The organism is Cytobacillus sp. IB215316, assembly GCF_033963865.1.
In the GTDB taxonomy this organism is placed as follows: Bacteria; Bacillota; Bacilli; order Bacillales; family SM2101; genus Nanhaiella; species Nanhaiella sioensis.
Genome location: NZ_JAXBMC010000018.1, coordinates 36306 through 57807, shown reverse-complemented (window position 1 = coordinate 57807; position 21502 = coordinate 36306). Strand labels below are relative to the sequence as shown.

Annotated in this window: 27 protein-coding genes; 13 read left to right on the top strand and 14 right to left on the bottom strand. The window is 32.9% G+C overall.

Annotation, left to right across the window (positions count from 1 at the left end):
• Positions 1-66: 66 nt before the first annotated feature.
• From catA to SLH48_RS22555, 5 genes are all read right to left on the bottom strand, one after another.
• Complete coding sequence (gene catA, locus SLH48_RS19685; protein WP_320259534.1) at positions 67-717, bottom strand: type A chloramphenicol O-acetyltransferase; 651 nt, start codon at positions 715-717, stop codon at positions 67-69.
• Between the two features lie 634 nt (positions 718-1351).
• Entirely contained in the window at positions 1352-2119 is a 768-nt protein-coding gene (locus SLH48_RS19680; protein WP_320259533.1) for an alpha/beta hydrolase, read from the bottom strand.
• Positions 2120-2517: 398 nt separating this feature from the next.
• Complete coding sequence (locus tag SLH48_RS19675) at positions 2518-2697, bottom strand: hypothetical protein (RefSeq protein WP_214484741.1); 180 nt, start codon at positions 2695-2697, stop codon at positions 2518-2520.
• Between the two features lie 214 nt (positions 2698-2911).
• Complete coding sequence (locus SLH48_RS19670; protein WP_320259532.1) at positions 2912-3289, bottom strand: hypothetical protein; 378 nt, start codon at positions 3287-3289, stop codon at positions 2912-2914.
• Positions 3290-3448: 159 nt separating this feature from the next.
• Entirely contained in the window at positions 3449-3598 is a 150-nt protein-coding gene (locus tag SLH48_RS22555) for a rhomboid family intramembrane serine protease (RefSeq protein WP_413785446.1), read from the bottom strand.
• An 868-nt stretch (positions 3599-4466) separates the two neighbouring features.
• Between SLH48_RS22555 and SLH48_RS19665 the strand changes: the two genes are divergently transcribed.
• Both SLH48_RS19665 and SLH48_RS19660 read left to right on the top strand, forming a co-directional pair.
• Positions 4467-4646 (top strand): hypothetical protein, encoded by a 180-nt coding sequence (locus tag SLH48_RS19665; RefSeq protein WP_320259531.1) that lies wholly within the window; start codon positions 4467-4469, stop codon positions 4644-4646.
• A 149-nt stretch (positions 4647-4795) separates the two neighbouring features.
• On the top strand, positions 4796-5422 hold the full coding sequence (locus SLH48_RS19660) for a GyrI-like domain-containing protein (protein WP_320259530.1): 627 nt from the start codon (positions 4796-4798) through the stop codon (positions 5420-5422).
• Between the two features lie 498 nt (positions 5423-5920).
• Here SLH48_RS19660 and SLH48_RS19655 read toward each other — a convergent pair whose 3' ends face one another.
• Positions 5921-6673 (bottom strand): cytochrome D1 domain-containing protein, encoded by a 753-nt coding sequence (locus tag SLH48_RS19655; RefSeq protein ID WP_320259529.1) that lies wholly within the window; start codon positions 6671-6673, stop codon positions 5921-5923.
• Positions 6674-7102: 429 nt separating this feature from the next.
• Between SLH48_RS19655 and SLH48_RS19650 the strand changes: the two genes are divergently transcribed.
• The 6 genes from SLH48_RS19650 to SLH48_RS19635 all read left to right on the top strand — a co-directional run bounded on the left by SLH48_RS19650 (position 7103) and on the right by SLH48_RS19635 (position 9896).
• Positions 7103-7648, top strand: coding sequence for a hypothetical protein (locus tag SLH48_RS19650; RefSeq protein ID WP_320259528.1), 546 nt, complete (start codon positions 7103-7105; stop codon positions 7646-7648).
• Positions 7649-7788: 140 nt separating this feature from the next.
• Positions 7789-7932, top strand: a complete 144-nt coding sequence (locus SLH48_RS22550) for a hypothetical protein (protein WP_413785445.1) — start codon at positions 7789-7791, stop codon at positions 7930-7932.
• Positions 7893-8192, top strand: coding sequence for a YncE family protein (locus tag SLH48_RS22545; RefSeq protein ID WP_413785447.1), 300 nt, complete (start codon positions 7893-7895; stop codon positions 8190-8192). The genes SLH48_RS22550 and SLH48_RS22545 overlap by 40 nt, the downstream gene beginning before the upstream one ends.
• Positions 8193-8278: 86 nt before the next feature.
• Positions 8279-8509 carry a hypothetical protein gene (locus SLH48_RS19645; RefSeq protein ID WP_320259527.1) on the top strand — a complete coding sequence of 77 codons (231 nt, stop codon included), beginning with the start codon at positions 8279-8281 and terminating at the stop codon, positions 8507-8509.
• 184 nt (positions 8510-8693) lie between these two features.
• Positions 8694-8951: a hypothetical protein gene (locus SLH48_RS19640; RefSeq protein WP_320259526.1), complete on the top strand. Its 258-nt coding sequence runs from the start codon at positions 8694-8696 to the stop codon at positions 8949-8951.
• Between the two features lie 468 nt (positions 8952-9419).
• On the top strand, positions 9420-9896 hold the full coding sequence (locus SLH48_RS19635; RefSeq protein ID WP_320259525.1) for a hypothetical protein: 477 nt from the start codon (positions 9420-9422) through the stop codon (positions 9894-9896).
• 345 nt (positions 9897-10241) lie between these two features.
• Here SLH48_RS19635 and SLH48_RS19630 read toward each other — a convergent pair whose 3' ends face one another.
• Entirely contained in the window at positions 10242-11117 is an 876-nt protein-coding gene (locus tag SLH48_RS19630; protein ID WP_320259524.1) for an aminoglycoside phosphotransferase family protein, read from the bottom strand.
• 440 nt (positions 11118-11557) lie between these two features.
• Positions 11558-11779 (bottom strand): DUF2997 domain-containing protein, encoded by a 222-nt coding sequence (locus SLH48_RS19625; protein ID WP_320259523.1) that lies wholly within the window; start codon positions 11777-11779, stop codon positions 11558-11560.
• A gap of 550 nt (positions 11780-12329) precedes the next feature.
• Between SLH48_RS19625 and SLH48_RS19620 the strand changes: the two genes are divergently transcribed.
• Together SLH48_RS19620 and SLH48_RS19615 are read left to right on the top strand one after the other, a co-directional pair.
• Positions 12330-12623, top strand: coding sequence for a hypothetical protein (locus tag SLH48_RS19620; protein WP_320259522.1), 294 nt, complete (start codon positions 12330-12332; stop codon positions 12621-12623).
• Positions 12624-12875: 252 nt separating this feature from the next.
• Positions 12876-13031 (top strand): transcriptional regulator, SarA/Rot family, encoded by a 156-nt coding sequence (locus SLH48_RS19615; protein ID WP_320259521.1) that lies wholly within the window; start codon positions 12876-12878, stop codon positions 13029-13031.
• Positions 13032-13414: 383 nt separating this feature from the next.
• Here the strand turns inward: SLH48_RS19615 and SLH48_RS19610 are convergent, their stop codons facing one another.
• The 5 genes from SLH48_RS19610 to SLH48_RS19585 all read right to left on the bottom strand — a co-directional run bounded on the left by SLH48_RS19610 (position 13415) and on the right by SLH48_RS19585 (position 16993).
• Positions 13415-14044, bottom strand: coding sequence for a hypothetical protein (locus tag SLH48_RS19610; RefSeq protein WP_320259520.1), 630 nt, complete (start codon positions 14042-14044; stop codon positions 13415-13417).
• A gap of 585 nt (positions 14045-14629) precedes the next feature.
• Positions 14630-14902: a hypothetical protein gene (locus tag SLH48_RS19600; RefSeq protein ID WP_320259519.1), complete on the bottom strand. Its 273-nt coding sequence runs from the start codon at positions 14900-14902 to the stop codon at positions 14630-14632.
• Positions 14903-14911: 9 nt separating this feature from the next.
• Complete coding sequence (locus SLH48_RS19595) at positions 14912-15421, bottom strand: GNAT family N-acetyltransferase (protein ID WP_320259518.1); 510 nt, start codon at positions 15419-15421, stop codon at positions 14912-14914.
• Positions 15422-15781: 360 nt separating this feature from the next.
• The gene (locus SLH48_RS19590) at positions 15782-15970 is read right to left on the bottom strand and encodes a transposase domain-containing protein (protein WP_320259517.1); all 189 of its coding nucleotides are present in this window, start codon (positions 15968-15970) and stop codon (positions 15782-15784) included.
• A 795-nt stretch (positions 15971-16765) separates the two neighbouring features.
• Positions 16766-16993, bottom strand: coding sequence for a MazG nucleotide pyrophosphohydrolase domain-containing protein (locus SLH48_RS19585; RefSeq protein ID WP_320259516.1), 228 nt, complete (start codon positions 16991-16993; stop codon positions 16766-16768).
• Positions 16994-17223: 230 nt separating this feature from the next.
• On the opposite strand from SLH48_RS19585, the gene SLH48_RS19580 reads away from it, so the two are divergent.
• From SLH48_RS19580 to SLH48_RS19570, 3 genes are all read left to right on the top strand, one after another.
• Entirely contained in the window at positions 17224-17805 is a 582-nt protein-coding gene (locus tag SLH48_RS19580; protein WP_320259515.1) for a beta-propeller fold lactonase family protein, read from the top strand.
• Between the two features lie 108 nt (positions 17806-17913).
• A complete protein-coding gene (locus tag SLH48_RS19575; RefSeq protein WP_320259514.1) occupies positions 17914-18987 on the top strand; it encodes a beta-propeller fold lactonase family protein in 1074 nt (357 codons plus the stop codon).
• Positions 18984-19175: a hypothetical protein gene (locus tag SLH48_RS19570; RefSeq protein ID WP_320259513.1), complete on the top strand. Its 192-nt coding sequence runs from the start codon at positions 18984-18986 to the stop codon at positions 19173-19175. The genes SLH48_RS19575 and SLH48_RS19570 overlap by 4 nt, the downstream gene beginning before the upstream one ends.
• Positions 19176-20093: 918 nt before the next feature.
• Here the strand turns inward: SLH48_RS19570 and SLH48_RS19565 are convergent.
• On the bottom strand, positions 20094-21125 hold the full coding sequence (locus SLH48_RS19565) for a cytochrome D1 domain-containing protein (RefSeq protein WP_320259512.1): 1032 nt from the start codon (positions 21123-21125) through the stop codon (positions 20094-20096).
• Between the last annotated feature and the right edge of the window lie 377 nt (positions 21126-21502).

Here is a 21502-nt window from a genome sequence, read left to right as displayed (position 1 = left end):
TAATTGGTTATAAACAAAGGAGTTTTGCAGTAATCCTCCTAAACAAATGCAAAATGGCTTAGCCTTTTAAGAAAGCCAATCGTGACAGTTATTTGCTAACTGCTGTATTCCCTCTATAAAAATAGAAGCGTGATATCCATCGCATACAGCATGATGCATTTGTAACGAAACAGGCAACAATATTTTATTTTCTTGAGTAAAGTATTTTCCACATGTAATGATAGGTAATAAAAAGTCGCTAACATCATTTATATTTAGGCTGAAGCCAGTAAAACTAACCCACGGGACACTTGATATAGAGAAAGAGTTGTTAGGTTCATTGGGTTTTGTAAAAAGCCCTTTAACATCATAATACCTCTTGATATCATCATTGTAGTTTTTATAAAAAACACTAAATTCATTTGAAAACTCAGTCCAAATGCAGGAGAACGATTTGTTATCACTGTGAAAAATTGTGTATTTTGGTAATATTTCATCCCAATAACCTAAAACTCCCTCAACGTTAAAGCATGTTCTAAATTCTTCATGTGAATTAATTACTCGACTGATCATGTAGATAAAGGCAGGATATAGCTTAATTTCTTTGTTACGAAGCTGTTCTAATAACTTTGTAATGTCTATATTTACTGTTATGTTAAAGGTACACTTTTGACTTAAATAATGTTCGAAATATGGAGTTCTATCCCAATTTTGTCTTTCAATTAAATTAAACTTCATTTGATTAGCCTCCTAAAATTGATTTTATTTTAGGAAGCTAATTTATCTGTTTTCACCAAATTCCTCACCTCTAATTAATCATCGTTCAGAAGTTAGGTTGAAATACAACCGTTCTTTTACAATTTCTCTATTAGTTTAGCATCAAGCAAACTAATTGACCATTGATCTTTTCCCTGAGACGCATATCTCAATTTCTCACATGTACCATATTCTGTAATATCAATTGAAATTTTTTTAGTTAAGTCCTCGTTAGTTGAAGTTCATACCCATTATTATTTAGGAAGTATAACCATAAAAAGGTGTTGAGATTATGAAAAAAGTCTTAGTCGCACTTTGAATTATACTGTTATTTACGTTTGTGTTACCCTTTTTTCAGTTGCAAATGGTGAGAAAACTAACACTAACTATGAACTAACACAAAGTGCATTAAAGGCAGCACTTTATCCATTTTCACTTGAAATAATTAAGGAATATCAGGAAAAAAATAAACCTTATGTACCATTTAGTATGAATTTCAACTAATTTCAAGCCAAATTTCTTAATGTAGAGAAAAACTTATATGGTACATATGTAAAAGCCAAACTTTTCTGTTTGGCTTTTCTACCTCTAAACTGCCTATAGTTCAAGAAAGAATTTAGATTGAATCTACAACTGAGCCCCATGCAGATGAATTTGGATCAATGATCTTAAAATGCTCTATCTCTGGTATAACAACTAACTTAACTTTTTCTCCTTTTCCCATAGCACTTTGGTAATAATTCTTGCTTAACTCAACTGGAACATGACGATCTAACTCACCATGTATTAATACTTGTTCCACTTTCATTGGCAATAATTCTATGGGAGAAAACAGTTCATAGCGTTCGGGTACCTCTTGTGGACCTCCACCTAATAGTGCAGCTACATGACTTTTCATTCCCTTTAGTTCGTGGATTTCCCACATCTTAACCAAATCCGTAACACCTGCTAAACTGATAACTTTCTTTATACAAACCATTAGCTCATTAAATGTTCCATCGTTATTAGCTTTAATTCTTGAACCCAACCAAAGGGCTAAATGTCCACCTGCTGAGTGACCTATAACAGTTACATTTGAGATATCTAGGGGGTATAGCTCCTTTATCTTGGATAGATGATTAATAGCACTAATAACATCATTAAATGTTCCAGTCCATCCTTTTCGGTCTTCTCCTATTCTCCTGTACTCGATGTTCCAAGTAGCAAATCCTCTATTCGTTAAATCATCAGCAATCGGATTATTTTCTTCTAAGTTATATCTTGCTTGCCAAAACCCTCCGTGAATTAAAACTATTACTGGGTAAGGTTCTGAATTCTCAGGGATTCGTAATACACCAAATTGAGATTTATGTTCTCCGTAATAAATCTTAAACTCTTTCTTCATTAGTACTCTCCCTATAAATTATAGATAAATATTAATTCAATAAAATAAACCACATTTCCTCTATAAAAATGTGACTAACAATATTTGCTTCACAACTAACATACTCGTTAGTCGAAAGACATCCTTTTCTCTTTCATCCTATTATATTTCTTTTATTAGTTCCTTCTTTTATGATTGTCCCACTAACAATAGTTCATTGAAAAAGCACCCTTCTTAAAGAAAGGTGCCAGATCGTTGAAAGCTAATTTATGTAGGATACGATACACATTATCACTTGTATTTCCTTAATAGGTAACTATCCTTAAGGTATTCCATATAGCCTTTACTAACTTCTTGCACCATATTGTGGAACAACAGATTCAGAAAAATCGTTAGCCTAATTCTAGACTCATTAATCATTATGTTTTCTTGAGTCTACCTAGAATCTCAGAAACTCCAATCGCAATACTTCCATTTAACATTCCTAATACCGACATTATGAGCGTAGCGCCATCATATTCTCCCATAAAAATCATTACAAAAAAGATAGCACTAAATGCTAGTACAATAATGCCAAATAAAAATAAAAACCTCTCCATGATTTACATTCCTTTCATTATCTGACTCTTTTTCTATTCTGTTTAAAATATCCTTGTTAAGGATTTTGTTTTTACCTATTAACTGACTAATAAATCTCTTGATATGCCATTTCATGCCAATTGTATGTTACTTCCCAATCTTCTCCGAATCCCCAATATCTTAATATCTCCTTATAAGTACCTAACACATTATCTTGTGCAGCAACTCTTTCTGTTAATCTGCTCTTTCGAATTCCTCAAGAAATCGCTTTATCTCTTCTTTTTTAGATGAAATAATAAGCGGTTTTGTAAATATTTCTGGGTAACCCTTAGATTCGCTTAGGTCAAAAACTCCTATTAGTGGGTATTCGGGATAAGTAGGCAGCGGCATGCCGTATTCTTTGGCCGTCTTTGAAGACATAGCCCCTGATTGACCTATACAATCATACATCCAAAGCTCATTTTCTAAATCTATATATTTATCCGCCTGTTCGTCACTATCTGTATTCCCTTTATAGATAATAATAAATTCAAGAATTTCATTGTAGCTGTGACGTTCTGTTTCTTGTTGTTTAGGGCTACCTTTTCCAAATAACTTGCTGAAAAAACCCATTAACTCGCTCCTTTCAAATAAAACATTACTTTTAAACTTATTTTAGATTCTAAATAAATCTATAAGGAAAATTTTCCCCTTACGGATTTCAATTAGACAAATATAAAGATAGGTAGGTAAATGAATTGGTTTGCTATTTTTGTAGTAAACCTATTGATATCAAATGGTATTACTTGGGCGTATATGGAGGTTATGTAAGCTAAGTATAAAAGCCATTATGATGCCACCTATAAAGCCACCAACATGACCAGCCTTGCTAATTTCTTTGATTTGAAAAGTCATAATAAAACTAAGAAAAATAAATAACATTATCATGCTATCATTGAGCTTTGTAAAATATTTTGCCTATAATAATTAAAACAAAATAAATTCCTAGTAATCCATACCCTAAACCTGAAGAACCTGCCAAAGTATAAAAAGAAAATTTAAGAAAAAATGTATTAGGCTCATATGTCCAATAGAATATGTTATTAATCTCCATATTTGTCCTTCAGTAACTAGCTGCTTTTCATAGGCCCCTAGTTTAATTAGCACGTCGCTGTTATAGCCCCCGTTAACGATGGTAAGGATCATTACAACAGTGTAAGAGATTAATAACAACAAGGTGACAGGGGATAATGTTAATAGATTTTTTATTTCCCTTGTAGATAAGCCATGTGATATACACTCCAATAAACGATATATCAGATTTGTTCTTTTCAACTTATTTTTTTATTCCATTAAAAAATCCATTCTTAAAAGTCTATTATCCATTAATTTCTAAATCTCCACAACATCATTATTCCAAAATATGGCCCTAAAATGAATAATAGTACATATCTATATTTCAGATATGCACCAGTTTTTTGAAGACCGAATTCAAGATAACCTTTGCCCACTTTAGTACACAATTGCAAAACAACGCAAGATCGTATTATGAGATCAGCTAGTTTTTTTCTGGTTGACCTATTTTAAATGGTATTATCCTTAATTTAGTCCAGATAGCTTTTACAATTTTCTTACGCCATTTTGTTTAATAAGTACAGAGGTCATTGAACATTAAAGAAACACTCAAGAGCGGGTTCATTATTCTAACGATATTCCATAGTCCGTGTGTACATATTACCAAAAACTTTTTTATTTACGACGTACCCTGTCGTAATTCAGTGCAATGATAGTATCAGAGGAACGGAAAAATTTGCAGAAACTTGTAAATAACTTTAAAACAAGCGGTGGTAAACACTGTATAACAAATGCACTACAACAAGTTTTAAAGTACAATAATTATCCAATTACTGAAGAAATGATTTTTGGAATGTTCGGGACTATCTTTTATGAAATGAAACCTTTAGGTATTGAGTATCATGGGATACATTAGCAAATTTATTTTGGAAATTATCTGAAACAATTGATAGAGAATTATTTCCCCATATGTCTGGCTACTAAAATCATTTTTCAAGGATGAATTATAGCATTAACAGACTTATATCAATTAACTAACAAAATATGATTCAAAAGGAGCATAAAATGGATAAAATAGATTATAAAAAAGTATATAGTATGTTATACAAAGCATCAGCTAAAAAAGCAGCAGTTGTAGATATACCCACTTTACAATTTATAGCAATTAGAGGGGAAGGCGAACCAGGAAGCGACTTGTTTACACAATCAATTCAAGCTTTATATGGTATTGCCTATACAATATCAATGAGTCACGCAAATGATGACTTACAAATACCAAATTTTCAACGTTTTGTTTGTCCGCCACTAGAAGGTCATTGGAGTACAATAAATGGAGCTGAATACGATGGGGTGGATCAAAGTGTTTTTGAATGGGAACTTAGAATAATGATGCCAGAATTCGTTTCTGAAAAGTATTTTGAAAAAGCAAGAAGTATTGTATCAGCTAAAAAGAATAATCCTAAATTTGATGAAGTTGCTTTAATCACTAGAGAATCAAAAAAGCATTGTGTAATGATGCATATTGGATCGTTTGATACGGAAATCAAAACATTTAAAACAATGGAAACATATGTTAAGGAAAATGGGTATCGACGTAAATCAAGAGATCACGAAGAAATTTATTTAAGTGATTTCAGAAGGGTAAGCAGTGATAAACTAAAAACTGTTCTAGCTTTTGAAGTTGGAGAGTAGTTTTCTCGATGATTTAACAATAGGTAAATAGATTTATCACTTACAACCAAGAAATAAACAGTGGGAGTGAAATCTATGAACCACTAAATTGTACATTAAAGTTATTTAGTTATGTGATATACATTAAGTACACTTAGGCAATTGTTGTCGGAAATATGAAAAAAAACAAAATTTTACCCTCAATTATTTTGGGGTTGGTTTACTAATTTTATAGGAATATAATTTTTTCCATAAATTGTTGGTTTTAAAGAAAGTTTGATCAAAAACCTCATCCAAACTCACATTCTATGGATTCCAAAAAAAACCATTTAAAAAAATTAATCAAAATGGGGATCTACGGGAGAGGAGTCCGGCTTTCACACCTTAATGGAGATAAAGGGAGCTAATCTACTATATACCCCAAAGTAGATTCCTATTTATGCAAAATAAAAAAGTTCCAATTTGTCTTGCTTAAGAATTTGAACTAATTGATTCACTAATCATCCAGTTCACTATTCTTCAACTACATAAGCGCTTTTTCCGTCTGGCGTGAAGGCGACTGACCCCAGATGGTCTAGTTCCAACCTGTACAGTAACAATCACGGTATGTGTTTTCACATCAATGACCGATACAGTGGTATCACCAAAATTCGTCACATAAGCGAGTTTACTATCTGGTGTGAAAGCGACTAGAAAGGGTATGATTCCAACCTGAACAGTAGCAATCACAGTATGCGTTTTCACATCGATGATAGATACAGTGGTACCACCATTATTCGTAACATAGGAGAATTTTCCGTCTGAAGTGAAGGCTATATTCAATGGACTTGATCCAACCTCTACAGTGGCGATCACAATATGCGTTTTCACATCGATGACAGACACAGTAGGATTACCAGAGTTCGCAACATAGGCGAATTTACCGTCCGGAGTGAAAGTGAGATTAGATGGAAAGCTCCCAACCTGCACAGTCGCAATTACGGTATGAGTTTTCACACCGATGACAGATACAGTGGTATCACCCCTGTTCGTGATATAAGCAAATTTACCGTCTAGTGTAAAGGTGACTCCAGTTGGATTGTTCCCAACCTGCACAGTCGCGATCACGATATGTGTTTTTACATCGATGACAGATACAGTGCTACCGCCCCTGTTCGTGATATAAGCGAATTTACCGTCTGGTGTAAAGACTGAGGATAGAAAAAAAGCATTACCAATGGGTAACGTGGTAATCATTCTATGCGTTTTCACATCAATCACGGTCGTAGTCAAACAAAACCACCTCTATTCAATACTCGTTATAATAAAGGTATGCAAAACTCTTACTGTTTTTTCGTGAAAGGAGATAACAGAGAGAGACGATGATAATTATGGTGTACTTTATGTTATGTAAGTTATTATAGTTAAGTTTGTATTAATGTAATAAGTAAATAAATAATTTTAATGGTAGGCCTTTAGGTAGTCCAGATAGCCTTTACTACCTTCTTGCGCCATATTGTTGAATAACATTAGGTGAATGTAACATGTTGTACATTTAGTTTGATTAACCTCTCATTTTTTTCTACTGAACATCCCCCTTTCAAACACAATCTATCTTGTGTTTACTAAAATCAGCTTTTTTTTAAATAATAAACCTATACACATCTCTAACTTTCTGCATCTTATAAAGTATATAGTTTTATATGAAGTGGAGGTGAAATATTGTCGTATATATATTCCAAATCTAAATGTGGTTGTAATTCCAAGAAAAAATGCGTGTCATTTACAAAAACTTTTGCTAATTTAAACCCAATCACTATTAATCAAGGTGCAATCGCAACACCTTATCCATCAAACATCAGCGTTTCTGGCTTAAAAGGGACAATTACTAAAGTCACTGCAACAATTATTGATTTAAGCCATTCACATCCAAATGATATACAAATCCTTCTATTAGCCCCTAGTGGTTCTACAATATTTCTTATGAACGATATAGGATTTGCTATTCCAATTAATAACGTTACACTTACGCATACTGATGATGCAGAGGATATTATCCCTTCTCCAATTGTTTCTGGTACTTTTAAACCAACAATAGACCCAGATAATCCCCCACCGCCAGCTCCTCATAGTCCACAATTAAGTATTTTTAATTCTGAGGATCCGAATGGTATATGGTCTTTATTTATTTTCGATAATGATGGAAGTGGTCAAGGTGATATTGCAGGTGGATGGCAAATCACAATAACAACGGAAATGTGTGTTTAAAGGATTGCCCTTGTTAAGACCTTATAAAGGGCAGTCTTTTTTTAGTAAACACAACTATCATTGAGTCTACTAGGTGGTTTATACATTTATTCACATATCTTCTCATACACTATATTATCTTTACAAAAGGTGGTTAAAAAATGGGTCTCGCATATGTTTCAAATATTAATTCAAGGGATCTATCCGTCATTGATACCAAGACTCGCTCTGTCATAGCCACTGTAAGGGTGGATGGCTTCCCACAATCCATACGAAGACTCATTCACTTATTGCTAATGTTTTAGTCGGAGATAATCCGTTAGCCACCCCACTTAACATTTCCATTTCTCCCGATGAGAAGTTTGCCTACATTACTAATTTTGGATTTTCAAGTCAACCAGGTAAAACAGTGTCTGTTATCGATACGAAGACACATGTCGTTATTGCGACGGTTTCAGTTGAAGATAACCCATCTACCATAGCATTTACCCCTGATAGTAAAATAGCTTATATTCTAAATACCGGTAACTCTAATTTTCCTGGTAATACAGTTTTTGTCAAATAAGCTAGTAAAATAGATTAATTAAAAATACATCTATTTTTTAATAAATGGTAAAATGTTCTTATAAATGATGAATGGAGGTATCAATTATGTCTGCCCTTATAGCTCTTGGGGTGGGAGCCTTATTAATTGTTTTGTTCCCAATAATCAACAAAGAAAGTAAAGTTTTTGCAAAAATTAGTTTTATCACTGGTATCCTTATTATATTAATCCTTATTTTTATTCTAATTTCACCTCGCATTGTTATTACTTACAATGAATCCAATCCTAATAAAATGAAAATCGAAAGAAGAATATTAGATGAAATAAATGAAAAATAGTAATTATTATCAGCACCTTTCTTTAAATGATAGAGGTGTTTTTTTGATTGTTAGAATTAGGATCCACAATGCTTATTGTGTTTAATAACCACCACACGAATACTTTCGCCTTTTTTGTGCATATAGGTGAAAATGATTACATCACCTTCCCCTTTGAATACAGTATTCAAAAGAGGTGATATACTTGGCTCATAATAAAAAAGATACAAGCTATAAAGGTTGCAAGGTTGTTCCTCCACCATCGCCTAGTCCCCCAGGACTTCCTGGAATAACTCAAATTGCTTTTGATCAATTAGATGTTAACACTGGACCTCCAATAGCAGTTGGTTCATTCGATCCAATTACTACTGCCCAACAAGTAACATCAACAGGAACAACAAAAGTGTTAATTAACGTAACTTATGGTTTGAGTTTTTCTGTTGGAAACAGTATCAAGCTATAATATAAGTTACAGCATATATATTCTTCGAAGTGGCGAAGCAAATCCAATTGTTTCCTCAACATATTCTGACAGAGATGATTTCCAAAATACAACAAAGGATATTAACATCTCACGACCTATAAATATAACCTATGTAGATGAGCCACCCCCAGGTAACTTCACCTATACAGCTGAAATAGAAGTTATAGAACCCTTTAGTATCCTTCCAGGAAAACTCTGTCTGTAATATTCACTTCATATCGAGCAATAAACGCCCTTGTCATTGCATGATTATCAAGTTAAATACTATTTCCCTCCTATATAGACTGAATTGAATAAAACTCTCCATAGGAGAGATTTATTTATTACACACTTTTACACTTGAGTTTCCTTACCTAAAAATGTTAGACTTGGTCATTTATCAGTTGCATCTTCAAACAATTTGCATTTATTATTAACAACTATTTCTGTAAAGGGACTGATTGTTTAATGGTGAACTGTAAATGTAAAGGCGATAAATGTCCAGAATACTTCGAAAACCAATTAAATGACACAATTCCAATTGGAGTACCTCAAGAATTAATAAAGTTGCCTGTTTTAATCAAGAATAATGATTTGAAAGTTAAGCTAGACTCCTCTATTGAGGTATTTACTGAGGCTTTTGGGTTATCCGCATCTGTCTTTTTTTCCTTTAACTATTTACTTCAACGTTCTACGAATAACGGAAACTTCAAGACCCTTGCATTCATCCAACCTGCACAAAATTTAGAGTTTCCTGATCCTCTCCCCAATGAACCTTTTTTTACTGGTTCCTTGATTCCTAACCTTACATGGACAGATAAGAATGCAGGTATAGGATCACATGTGTACCGTATTTTTATGGATCAACCCTTTAGTGTAAATTCTGTGAATGCAAATACTACCATTCGAACTCGTTCAATTAATGCTACTCTTTTTTGTCACTGATTTCTTTTAGTAACCACCATACAAAATAATTCTTATAAATAAAATTCATTCACGGTTTCTTCCACAAAGGTCTTAGCTAATACTTAAATACTCTGTTGGCTGCTTATCCTACGTTTAGAACTATAAAAAATCCCTCTCCTTTAACGGAAGCGGGATTTGATAATTTTTTTATATAGTCTGTGCTAGCTAGCTATATCTGCTTTTTTTAAGAAATTATTACTTATATTTAGCACTTAGAAAATCTCTTTATTACAGACATGGCCCACAAAATAGAAAAGACGCTTATCTTATTAAGATTTGCGCTAGTTTGTTAAATAAGTGAACAAAATTATTGTACACTTTTAGTTATTTGACATTTAGAATACCTTTTAAATATACTAAATTCTCCTGAAGAAAAGCTTGATGTTTTTCGATACCTCTTCTTTTACACCAACCAATTGAAATAAAAGCGTCGGTAAAGTGATAAAACGGGAACACTTCTTGTAAATCAACAAGTGCTCGAATAGATCCATAGCCTTGCTGATACGCTTGCAATGTCCCAGGATATTTGAGAAAAATATCCCTGTTAATTTTTGTGAAATCCATATCAGTTGATCCAATTCGAACACTTTCAAAATCTATAATGCCGACCACTTTATTTTCATGAACTAAAATATTACCTGGTCTAAAATCCAAATGTATAAAACAAGGTCCGTCAGGAGGTGGGAGTAATTTGATTTGCTTATTAAAATACTGTAAAGACAGTTCGTATAAACTTGGTTCAACCACTTCTTTTACATCTATTGCAAAGGAATTAAATTGTCTCTTAATAAACTCAGACCAATGATCATACTCATTTGAAACAGAACTATTGAAATCATGCTCATTTGGAGCAATTGCATGCAGCTTAGCATGATGTACTCCAATATCAAACGCTAATGCTGAATCAACCTTCTCTATAATTGGCACACCGTTAATTGCTGACAATAATAATGCACCAGTGATATCCTCATTACCTTCCCAATAATCTAATACTTGTGGAACAGGTAAATCATTTGCTATTCGCTTAAGTACACTATACTCTCGTTCAAGTTTTTGTTTGGAATAAGGAATTTTAATAAACACTGTTCGATTATCCATTAGTAGAATTTTATATACAGTCGAACTAAACGACTGAGGAACATTCTCGACTGCTAACACATTCAATTTAAATTTATCTATTGTTTCTTGTAGCTTATCCATTCTTTCCTCTCCGCTTCTGTACTGTTTATCTTCTAAAATAAGAACAATAAAAACATAAGCATCCACTATCTTCAGAAGCTTTATTCCTTTTATATGTCCAATTTCATGAATAAAAACGGTTCTTTTATTAATATGTACCTTGCAATAAAAGACTAAAATTCGAGATAACTGTTGCTATTCTTCTCTACATCTATTACATTTCAAACAATACTTCCTAATTTTAGCATATAAATCTTATTTATTACTCAATATCTAACCGTTTTCATAAAAGAGACGCTTCTCTTATTACCGAAAAGCGCCATTTTGTTGAATAATATTTTCTTGTATTAATTCTATTAGTAGCTGTCTTATCGTTTAAAACTAAGCACAGCACCAGATATGTCCTGTACCTTTCTAATGCTTATGATTATTAGGTCCAATATAAAAAATACTGAATTTTTCTAAAAAAACTTATTCACTTTAAGAATATTTTTTTGAGTTTGTTGTTGATTGACTTCTTCAGTCTCATAAAATTCTTTTGTATACTTAGCTTGAACAGCTTCAGCATGTAATACTTCTTCAATAATAGGGATTAAGTCCGTGCATTTCTCACCTTTAATTCCCTTTGTTTCAGCTTCAATGTGTCCATCAGAAAATATACGGACTTGAATTTTCATTTCCATAACTAGTCACTCCTTAAAAATCAATTGTTCTCCCACCACGATTAAAGCGAACATCTTCATCTTTTTTAGTTCCTGTTTGAGTATCGTCGGTTATTGAAATCTTCTCATTTCTATAGGCTTCACGATCTTCTCGAGGAGTCGCTGTAACCGCACGAACATCTGCCCAATTACGAATAGTTTTATTAGGGTGGTAGTTACCGGATCTCCAAAAAGTATAGTCCTATTCCTTTTATACAAAGTGCTTCACTTGGATCTACAGCCAAGAGATATTTAAATAACGAAAACTTTGAAAAAATTTCAAAAATGGCTTTTTATTTATGAGTACAATAAAAAATATGCTATTTTTTCACATGCCTTCTGACACCAGCATGATTAAAAGTATGAGACAAGCACTTTCATAAATTTGTAAAAACATGTGTATAAATAAAAATCTTTATATGCAATAATATTTTTAGATTCGCTTACATTTTGAAAGGTTAATATACACTATAGAGGATATGAATTTCTAAAACAGTTTAATATTACATTTTTATCAAAGGGAGTGTTGTAAATGGCAATTGGAATAGCAATCGGTATTATATTATTTGGATTGGTATTAGCTTTTCAATTAAGTCATGGTAAGAACAAAAAAAGAAGGTGTATTATTTGGGGAGTTACTATTATATTAGCAATAGCACCATTCTTTTCTTGGCTAGTTGGTATTTCCTATGGCATTTACGTTGGAGATGGATTTGCCGGAGGAGCACTAATGGTTATATTATTTTTAATTATTTTCTTAAGTGGGCTTCTCTCATTATTAGTCGGAGTTTTAGGTAGTAATGAAAAAGAGATAATTGAAAAATAATTTATTACTCAACTTTCTCAGGTCAAATCAATAAGGTAAGCACAGATCTAGCAAGGAAACTCTATTATGATAGTTGATTTTTAAGTAATGGTTGTGTTTATGAAAGATAAAGATCCAGCCTTCTCTCTCCCTTTGTGTATAAAATTCAAATTTCTAAGTGAAAATGTTCTGAAGGATTAATAAGATGAAAGAAGAATGAGCTTTTCTTGATACAGGAACATTAACACTGCTACTGAAAAGGGTTGAGTAAGCTTGGTCACCCGTAAACGTTCAAAAGAAGATGAAAGAAGTGTATTAATTTCATTAACAGATAAAGGAGTTCGGTTAAAAGAAGAGACTAGTGCCATTCCAACGATGATATTTGATAAAACAGGTTTAAGTAACATTCGAGACCTACTTAAACACTAAGAAAAACACCATATGTACATGTATAGAGTTTAATTATTAAAAGGATTTTTTTAATGAAAGGGCGTTTTCCACTATTAGTACAAATACGTTCGAGAAGTTGTGATGGTTAATTTGAAAGGCAAAAATATTAAAGCGAATGAATTTTGATTCTTACTACAATTTATTACCTAAAAAATGATTAATCAAAAGAACCTTTTGTTCCACATTTTTCCACAAATCATAAATAAAGGCGCATCACTTAGAGAAATGCGCCCTATCGTTGAATAATATTTTCAGAATCGACGGTGTTAAAAAAATTTAATGAAGCTATCTGGATCTGCAAAAGGTTGAAAAGTTAAAAAAGGCACTGTTGCAATGGGATCTCTAAGAAAATAATTTTACAACTAATACACAATTGAGAATACCTCTTCATCATTCAAGTTACCAATTATTTTTTTTGGTGCCTCTACATAACCAACGTTCACGTACATAAATGTCTGTTGATTATCATTTAATTCTATTTCGGTGTAATCACTATTAGGGTAAAAGATAACCACTGAATCTACTTTATCATTAATTTTCCCACTAATAATACGATACTTTTGTTTCACATCTCCATTGGTATCCCCAAGTAGATGTGAAACATTTATTGCCTCTTTTAAATTAGTTTTATATATATCTATGTCTTCTAGATGGTATTCACCTTGAGAATTCTTAACTGAATACATGACACCGTAATAACTACCTTGTTGTAATGTAAATGAGGTAAAAGTGCCACCTTCAATGTTCGAAATTTCAGTTATGTAAATCTCATTTGGATTTCTAGAATAAAAATAGTCTATTCCTTTTGAAACTAACTTCTCTAAATTCTTATCTGCTATTGATTCAGTAGTAGTTACCATTCCCTTAGGTTTAAGTTCTTCATACATAATAGTATCAACTTCTTCATTAGAGCTCTTTTCAGTATAAATAAATGTATAGTATACTACTAAGATCAACAATAAAGTGGTAATTAGAAATATTCTTTTATTCATTTATTACACCTCTAGATATCAATCTTCACAACCTAATATGTCTTTGACATTTATTAGTTAAATTTGCCTTATCTCAAATCCCCACCTACTTTCAACAAAACCCCTTATTATCAATACATTTTTATCAGGTTCCTCCATGACAGCTACATGACCAGACTACGTTGAAAATGGTATTTTGATCCATGTTACGTCATAATGTTGACTAAGTTCTTGATAAGCTTAGTTTACGTCATCTACTAAAACCTCAACATCTGTAACATTGATACTTGGATCATTTTGTAAAACTAACTCTGAACTATTTTCTTTTGGGAACTTCAATCCAATAATTGTCCAGGTTCCTCCACCTTCTAAATCTCTTTTTACTTTCCAGTTTTGTTTTAACCCTAAAGATAGATAAAAGTTAATAGATTTTTGAATATCGGTACACGTAAAATATTCACCACATACAAAGTATCAATAACTCGTGAGATAATCTCCTTACTTACTAGATGTAGGAGGTTATCTCATTTGGTATAAACCAATGGAATGTGGGGATAATTTGACGTTTACCTTTACGCCAATATTGCGGATGAATATCATAGCCCTTTACAATTTTTGATGCATCGGAAGATAGTTATTAAAACCGATGGGACCAATTAATTTCTTGTCTTCTTTTCTTTGAATTCCGCAGCGAAAGTCTTTCTTTCCTTCTTCAGCTGCTTTCAGAGCTATTGTTAGGTTGATTACTTGGTCAATACTTGTTAAAGCATTTTGACCATAATATTTCATTGCACTATCTAGAGAAAAATAAGCAAATAGGTCTTCCGCGTCATCTTCCTTAATCGTAATCGTTCCGTTTCTAGATCTCTCATCCGGCAACTCTATCTTTTACGATGATTTGATTAATCCACCTGGTCGGAACCGAGCCATCGTGATTTCATCAACGAACTTTCCATGTTGAATAATCGTTCCCTTAAGTACTCCCTCTTTTACAAAGCCTGCACGCTCATAAAGTTTATACGCTCGATCATTTCCTGCCACAACGGTTAATTCTAATCGCTCAATTAACAACCAATTGTCTGCTAAATCAATGAGTTTTTCCATTAACCTGCGGCCAATTCCCTTTCCATGGTGCTCTTGGTCTATCATTAGAGAAAGACCCGCAATATGCCCTCTTCGTTCCTTGTTTCTTGTTAGGCCTGCAAACCCTACAACAACTCCATTCTCTTCGGCAACAAATTGGTGTTGGTTCTCTCCTAAGTTTTGAAGGTGCTGCTCAAAATCTTGGTATCTCATACTTGGGGTTGCAATGATGGTTGGCAAAACACTCTCCTGGGTCATGATTGTAACAATTCTTTCTGCGTCTTTTGGTTGTACTGCTCGAATCAGTATGGTCATAAGGCATAGCTCCCCTTTTCAAATATTTACGACACATAAGTAAAAAACCTTCTTTTATTAATATATTTTAATTTTCAATCAATAATACACTTAACCACCTTCTTCTCAAATTGCTGATACTGGAGGTCCAATCTTCCATAACAGTGAGTACACAATAGCAAATTTAATCAGATGGGGCTAATCGTAAAATAAAGAAAATTGTGCTTCATCCACTTTATACTAATTTTTGAGATTACGTGGTTTCATAAGACCCTTTTTTCATATGAAGTCCCAAATAGTCTAATCAAACCCCCACTTGAAAAGCCACGAATAAAGTAACCGTCAAATAACCCAGAAAATAAGACTGAGTTTGTTACTGAGTTACTTTTTATTTGGTTCACTTTTTTTGGGAACTGAACAAATTAGGGGAAGACTCGTTGACCAAGGTAAGACTCTATCAATTTCTTCTTTATTGGTTAGATCCATATTGGGAAGTGTTTCAAACAAATAATGAAGATAATGATAAGGGCTCAACCCGTTTTCTTTTACGGTTTCAACCACACTATACATAATGGTACTACCACCTTTCTTTAAAGTCTTGAATATAAGCTTCCCATTCCTTTTTGATTCGTTGTTTTTTCATAGTAAAACCTCCTACACCTAGTATGTAAGGAGCTTATCTTATTCGGTATAAACCAATGGAATGTGGGGATAATTTGACACTTACGAATATCGTTTGTATAAATCGCTACACATTCTAATTTTTCTAAACATAGACTCTTCCTCCCAAAAATGATATTTTATTTTCTAAATAGAATATATCATCTAATCACGTCAAGTAATGTCGTAATTATTATTATGACAGCTCATTTTAATATGAATTTTTGTTTGCTACATACAGATTGGGGCTATTCCAAAAAAATAGCCTAATTTCTCATATTCTAAATGATAAATTAGGCTATAATACTTCTATTAATTGAAAGTTTGTTTTTATCATTATAGGCTGGATTTGCTGTATTTTATAATTTGTAGCTATATTCGGAAACGATTTAACTTAAAAGGTTCCAGGTCTACCTAACTATTTCTATTCTTAATATTTTCTAGAATCTCTATTATTTTCTCATTTTGCTCAATCAGTTTTTCAGTCTGTTTTCTTTGTCTTAAAAAATCTCCTGAATAAGATAGCAAAAATAGAAATGTGATTATTATTAATAAACCCTCCATATGTTCACTCCTTATGAGCCGTATTTTCTTATTAGGTAACTTATCATTAGGGTAGTCAACAAAGCCTGTACTACTTTTTAAGTTCTTATTTATATTTTTCTATGTTTATTTCTTCTTTTAAGTGAAAACACTGCTCTAAGTCTATATCATAAATATTTGCTTAATGTAATAAAGCACATCGTATAGTTCTTCTTCAACCGTTCCCTTAATTGAACCGTTCTGTTCTAGTCTTTTATTTTTTCTAATTACTTCTGATAGTTCCCCCACTTCTTCAATTAACTTTTGAAAATATGCATTTTTTAGTTCTGGCTTATAATCTTTAGCTTTAATGAAGCTTTGTAATTCTTTAATGGTGATGTTTTTATCCACTTTCTCTTCCCATAACTTTTCATACCATATTCCGTTAAAGCCCCTTTAATTCAAGAATAATTATTTCAAATGTTCAGTACTTAGACAATCCTTTTCAAAGATTAACTTCAAATGAAAAGACGCTTATCTAAATTTTCAGATATGCGCCATATAGTTGAGTAACATTATGTGAATGTAACATATTAACTCATTCCTTGATTTCAACAGCCCAAGTAAATAGACCTTTTTCTTTGGCCATTACACCAGATGGAAAAATTGCTTATGTAGTTGATGAAGGTAGTGATAACGTAACAGTTATTGACACGAAAACTCATTCAATTGTTGCTATTGTCCCAGTTGAACAAACTCCTGTTAATCTGAAAATCTCTACTAGTGGAAAACTTACTTATGTAGTTTGCAATAATTTGGTGGGGACTGTTTTTGCCATTTACATAAAAACCCATTCTATCATTGCTTCTATATTAGTTGGCCAAAGTCCATCATCAGTTTCATTTACCCCAAATGGAAAAATTGCATATGTTACTAATCTCAATAACTCAGTTACTATTATTGATGTTCCAACTCATTTTGTTATTGTAAAAACTCATTCTGTTATTGCAAATGTTCAGGTTGGAACTGCTCCATTAAACAACGCTATTACACCTGATGGAAAGCTTGTTTTTGTTACAAATAGTGGTAAGAACTCTGTATCTGTTATTGACACAAAAACTCATGCTGTTATCGCTACTATACAAGTTGATTTACCACCAGGTTTTGTAGTTTTCACACCAGATGGAAAGTTAGCTTATGTTACAGCATCTCCACCTTTTTAGTTAGCTTTTCAAGGACTCTAGTAACCACAACTATCATTAAATCTACTAATCATTTTTCCCATCTCTGCTCATATACTTAATTAACTATATTGTAAAGGTGGTAAGTGGATGGGGTTCGCATATGTTTCAAATATTAACTCTAGGGATGTATCAGTTATTGATACCAAAACTCATTCTGTTGTAGCAACTGTTAGAGTAGATGGATTCCCACAATCCATTGCCCTCTCGCCTGATGACAAATTAGTTTATGTTGTCTTTCAAAATCCAATATCAAATTCTTTTGGCATTAAAGCCATTGATACAAAAACCCATTCTGTTATTACTACAATTCAGGATAGTAATATTCCATTCAAAGTTGCTTTTTTACCAAATGGTAATCTTGCTTATACATTGGATTTTACATTCCGGAATGTTTCTGTTATTGATACGAAGACTCACTCCATTATTGCTAATGTTTTAGTCGGAGATAACCCCTCAGCAAGCCCACAAAATATTGTTATTTCTCCAAATGGGCTATTAGCCTATGTTACGAATTTTGGAAGTCAATTCCAACCTGGTAATACAGTTTCTGTTATCGATACCAAGACGCATGCTGTTATTGCGACTATTTTGGTTGAAGATAACCCATCTAGCATTGCATTTACCCCTGATAGTAAAATAGCTTATGTTCTAAATAATGGTAACTCTAATTTTCCTGGTAATACAGTTTCTGTCATTGAAGCCAAAACTCACTCTGTTATTGCTACTGTCCAAGTTGGAAGGTTTCCAATAGCTATTTCAATTACACCTGATGGGAAATTAGCGTATATTCTTAACTTATTAGATGGCTTATCAGTAGTTGATACTAAGACTAACTCTGTTATTGCTACTATACTACCAATTGGCAGTGATCCTTTATCTGTATCCATTTCTCCTGATGGGAAGTTAGCGTACGTATCTGATCGGTTTGTAAATACAGGTAACATAACTGTCATTGATACAAAAACTCACTCCATTATTACCAGAATCCCTGTTGGAAATATTCAACCACATAATATAGCCTATACTCCTGATGGGAAATTGGTATATGTGACAAACTTTGGTGGTAATAGCGTATCTGTTTTTGATACAAAAACTCATACCGTTATCTCCACTGTAAGAGTTGGTCTAAGCCCTCTCGATGTTGTTTTTTCATCTATGTGACTGTCATAGCAACCGTACAGGTTGGGAACGATCTAGATGTTGTTACCTTCACCCCAGACGGGAAATTCGCTTATGTGACTGTTAATGAAGATGGCAATGTATCTGTGATTGACGTGAAAACACATAGTGTGATCGCGACAGTTCCAGTTGGAAGTAACCCTAAAGGCATAGCAATTATCCCTACTTAACCAAATCAAAATGGATTGTTCTTGCTCATTTAATGAGGTATGCAAGTATCTAACAATGAACTATCTGCTGTACAGGTTGAGATCAATCCCCTTTTTATTGCCTTTAAACCAGATGGAAAGCTAAAAAGAAAAATAACCTTTTCCCGATAGAGTATAATTTAAAATAGCTAGTAATAAGCTTAAGCAAATAGATGAGATTATTCCAACTACAAATTTTTGTGACATAAATCCGCCTCCAAAATTTTCATGCTTATGATTATTTATTATAAACGTTTATTTATAATGGAGGAGGTTTTAAACTTAATATCACTTGTGTTTCCTTAATAGGTAACTATCCTTAAGGTAATCCAGATAGCCTTTACTACCTTCTTACGGGGGTGGTGATACTCCCATCAAAATTGCCTTTACTCCTAATTAAACATATTTTTCTTGATTTTCCTTAATTATGACTCCCACACATAGTCTCAATGTAATACCCACATCGGACGCTGGACCAAGTAACTATAGTGGATCTCTAGTTACTAATCTTACATGGTTAGATGGTTGTTATAGATAGAAACCTTTATAGACAAAGGACCAGCAAAAACCTTATTATCCAAGCCCCCGACGATCTTTCTCTTATGATAAAACCCGTTCCCTAACGCTTCTGTATTCACTCAGCAAACATAAACTTTGTTAGTAACCACAATACAAAATAAGACTTATAAGTAAAAATTATTCACGGCTTCGTCTGTAAGATCTTAGCTAATTCTTATATACCATGTTGGCTAGCTAATAACTACTTATTAGCACTTTAAAAATCCCCCTCATAAACGGAGGTGGGATTTTATTATTTTTTACTATAGTAGAAGCAAGTTAATTAACTTTGTCTAGATATAAGGATTTTCTATTACCCTCTATTTGTTCATATTATTTTTGTTACACTGGTGCAACCGTAATACCTACTGGGTTACGCCCCACGGGTACTGTGGCAATTAGTGATTGTGTTTTTGTTTCAATTACTGATACATTTCCACTCCCCAAATTTGCCACATATAGAAATTTCCCGTCTAAAGATAAGGTTATTGCTGCATTATTACCTATATCATTAACGGATATTGTTGCTATAACTGAATGTGTCTTCGTTTCAATAACAGAAATTGTATTATCACTAACGTTTGCAACATATAATAATTTTCCATCAGGTGTAATGACCATGTTATCAGGTCTTTCACCAACGTCTACAGTTGCAATGATTTTATGTGATTTGGTGTCAATCACTGAAACAGTTCTGTCCTGCCCGCTTCCTACGTAAACAAACTTTCCATCTGGTGCCACAACCATACCGATATTCACAAACTGCCCTCCAATTGCAATTGTTGTAATTATTGATTGAGTTTTTGTATCGATGACCATTACATTCCTCATGTCTGTTGCAACATATAACATTTTTCCATTTGGAGTAATGACCATACTATTTGCACTATCTCCAATGATAAAATTAGTGGAAATAATGTTATGAGTTTTTGTATCAATAGCAGTCAACCTTTGTTGTCCCCTTGTACTAAGAACATAAGCTACACTTCCATCAGGAGTTATTAATATCACTCTTGGGGCATTTACTATATCCACATTAGCGATCACTGAGTGAGTTTTTGTATCTATAACACAAACAAACTCTTCCATAACACTTGCAACGTACGCTAACTTCCCATCTGGTGAAATCTGTAAATCAGATGAATTGTTTCCTATTAAAGTTGTAGTAATTACACTGTGCGTTTTAGTATCTATAATAGAAATCGATCCTGGGGATGTATCATTCATTACATAAGCTAACTTTCCATCCGGAGTAAATTGGATCACTCTTGGATCATCACCTACCTCTACTGTAGCAATCACTGAGTGTGTCTTTATATCGATTACTGATACACTTCCCACATCACCTAAATTAGCTACATATACAAAGGACAATTTTTTTCTACCACCTTCCAAATTTCTTGTTTAATGAATTCTATGAGTTAACCTCAGGTTTCATTTGTTATTTCTTTACAGAAGCCAGTCCTTTTGTATATATAAGTTCGTTCTCATTGAGACGTGATAAAATGAGAATTTTATCTAAATAGCCTCAGTAGCTTAAATAGTTCATCCACGTTTAACATTACACCTTAATTGGCTTTTAACAAAATATGTAATTTTAAGAGAACGCTAGATTCTCAAAGCAAAATATCAATGTAAACGTTTCATCAGAATATTACAAAGTTTTATGATATTTTACATATTTACCAAAATAACCTAAGTTAATATATGTAAACTACAAAATTTGCAGTTCAAAAACTCTTGGAGGGATT

Bases quoted from the DNA above. Each gene is read 5' to 3' on its own strand.
- catA (WP_320259534.1), bottom strand. From the start codon at position 717: ATGAAGTTTAATTTAATTGAAAGACAAAATTGGGATAGAACTCCATAT.
- SLH48_RS19680 (WP_320259533.1), bottom strand. From the start codon at position 2,119: ATGAAGAAAGAGTTTAAGATTTATTACGGAGAACATAAATCTCAATTT.
- SLH48_RS19675 (WP_214484741.1), bottom strand. From the start codon at position 2,697: ATGGAGAGGTTTTTATTTTTATTTGGCATTATTGTACTAGCATTTAGT.
- SLH48_RS19670 (WP_320259532.1), bottom strand. From the start codon at position 3,289: ATGGGTTTTTTCAGCAAGTTATTTGGAAAAGGTAGCCCTAAACAACAA.
- SLH48_RS22555 (WP_413785446.1), bottom strand. From the start codon at position 3,598: ATGTTATTTATTTTTCTTAGTTTTATTATGACTTTTCAAATCAAAGAA.
- SLH48_RS19660 (WP_320259530.1), top strand. From the start codon at position 4,796: ATGGATAAAATAGATTATAAAAAAGTATATAGTATGTTATACAAAGCA.
- SLH48_RS22550 (WP_413785445.1), top strand. From the start codon at position 7,789: ATGGGTCTCGCATATGTTTCAAATATTAATTCAAGGGATCTATCCGTC.
- SLH48_RS19645 (WP_320259527.1), top strand. From the start codon at position 8,279: ATGTCTGCCCTTATAGCTCTTGGGGTGGGAGCCTTATTAATTGTTTTG.
- SLH48_RS19635 (WP_320259525.1), top strand. From the start codon at position 9,420: ATGGTGAACTGTAAATGTAAAGGCGATAAATGTCCAGAATACTTCGAA.
- SLH48_RS19630 (WP_320259524.1), bottom strand. From the start codon at position 11,117: ATGGATAAGCTACAAGAAACAATAGATAAATTTAAATTGAATGTGTTA.
- SLH48_RS19625 (WP_320259523.1), bottom strand. From the start codon at position 11,779: ATGGAAATGAAAATTCAAGTCCGTATATTTTCTGATGGACACATTGAA.
- SLH48_RS19620 (WP_320259522.1), top strand. From the start codon at position 12,330: ATGGCAATTGGAATAGCAATCGGTATTATATTATTTGGATTGGTATTA.
- SLH48_RS19610 (WP_320259520.1), bottom strand. From the start codon at position 14,044: ATGAATAAAAGAATATTTCTAATTACCACTTTATTGTTGATCTTAGTA.
- SLH48_RS19595 (WP_320259518.1), bottom strand. From the start codon at position 15,421: ATGACCATACTGATTCGAGCAGTACAACCAAAAGACGCAGAAAGAATT.
- SLH48_RS19590 (WP_320259517.1), bottom strand. From the start codon at position 15,970: ATGTATAGTGTGGTTGAAACCGTAAAAGAAAACGGGTTGAGCCCTTAT.
- SLH48_RS19575 (WP_320259514.1), top strand. From the start codon at position 17,914: ATGGGGTTCGCATATGTTTCAAATATTAACTCTAGGGATGTATCAGTT.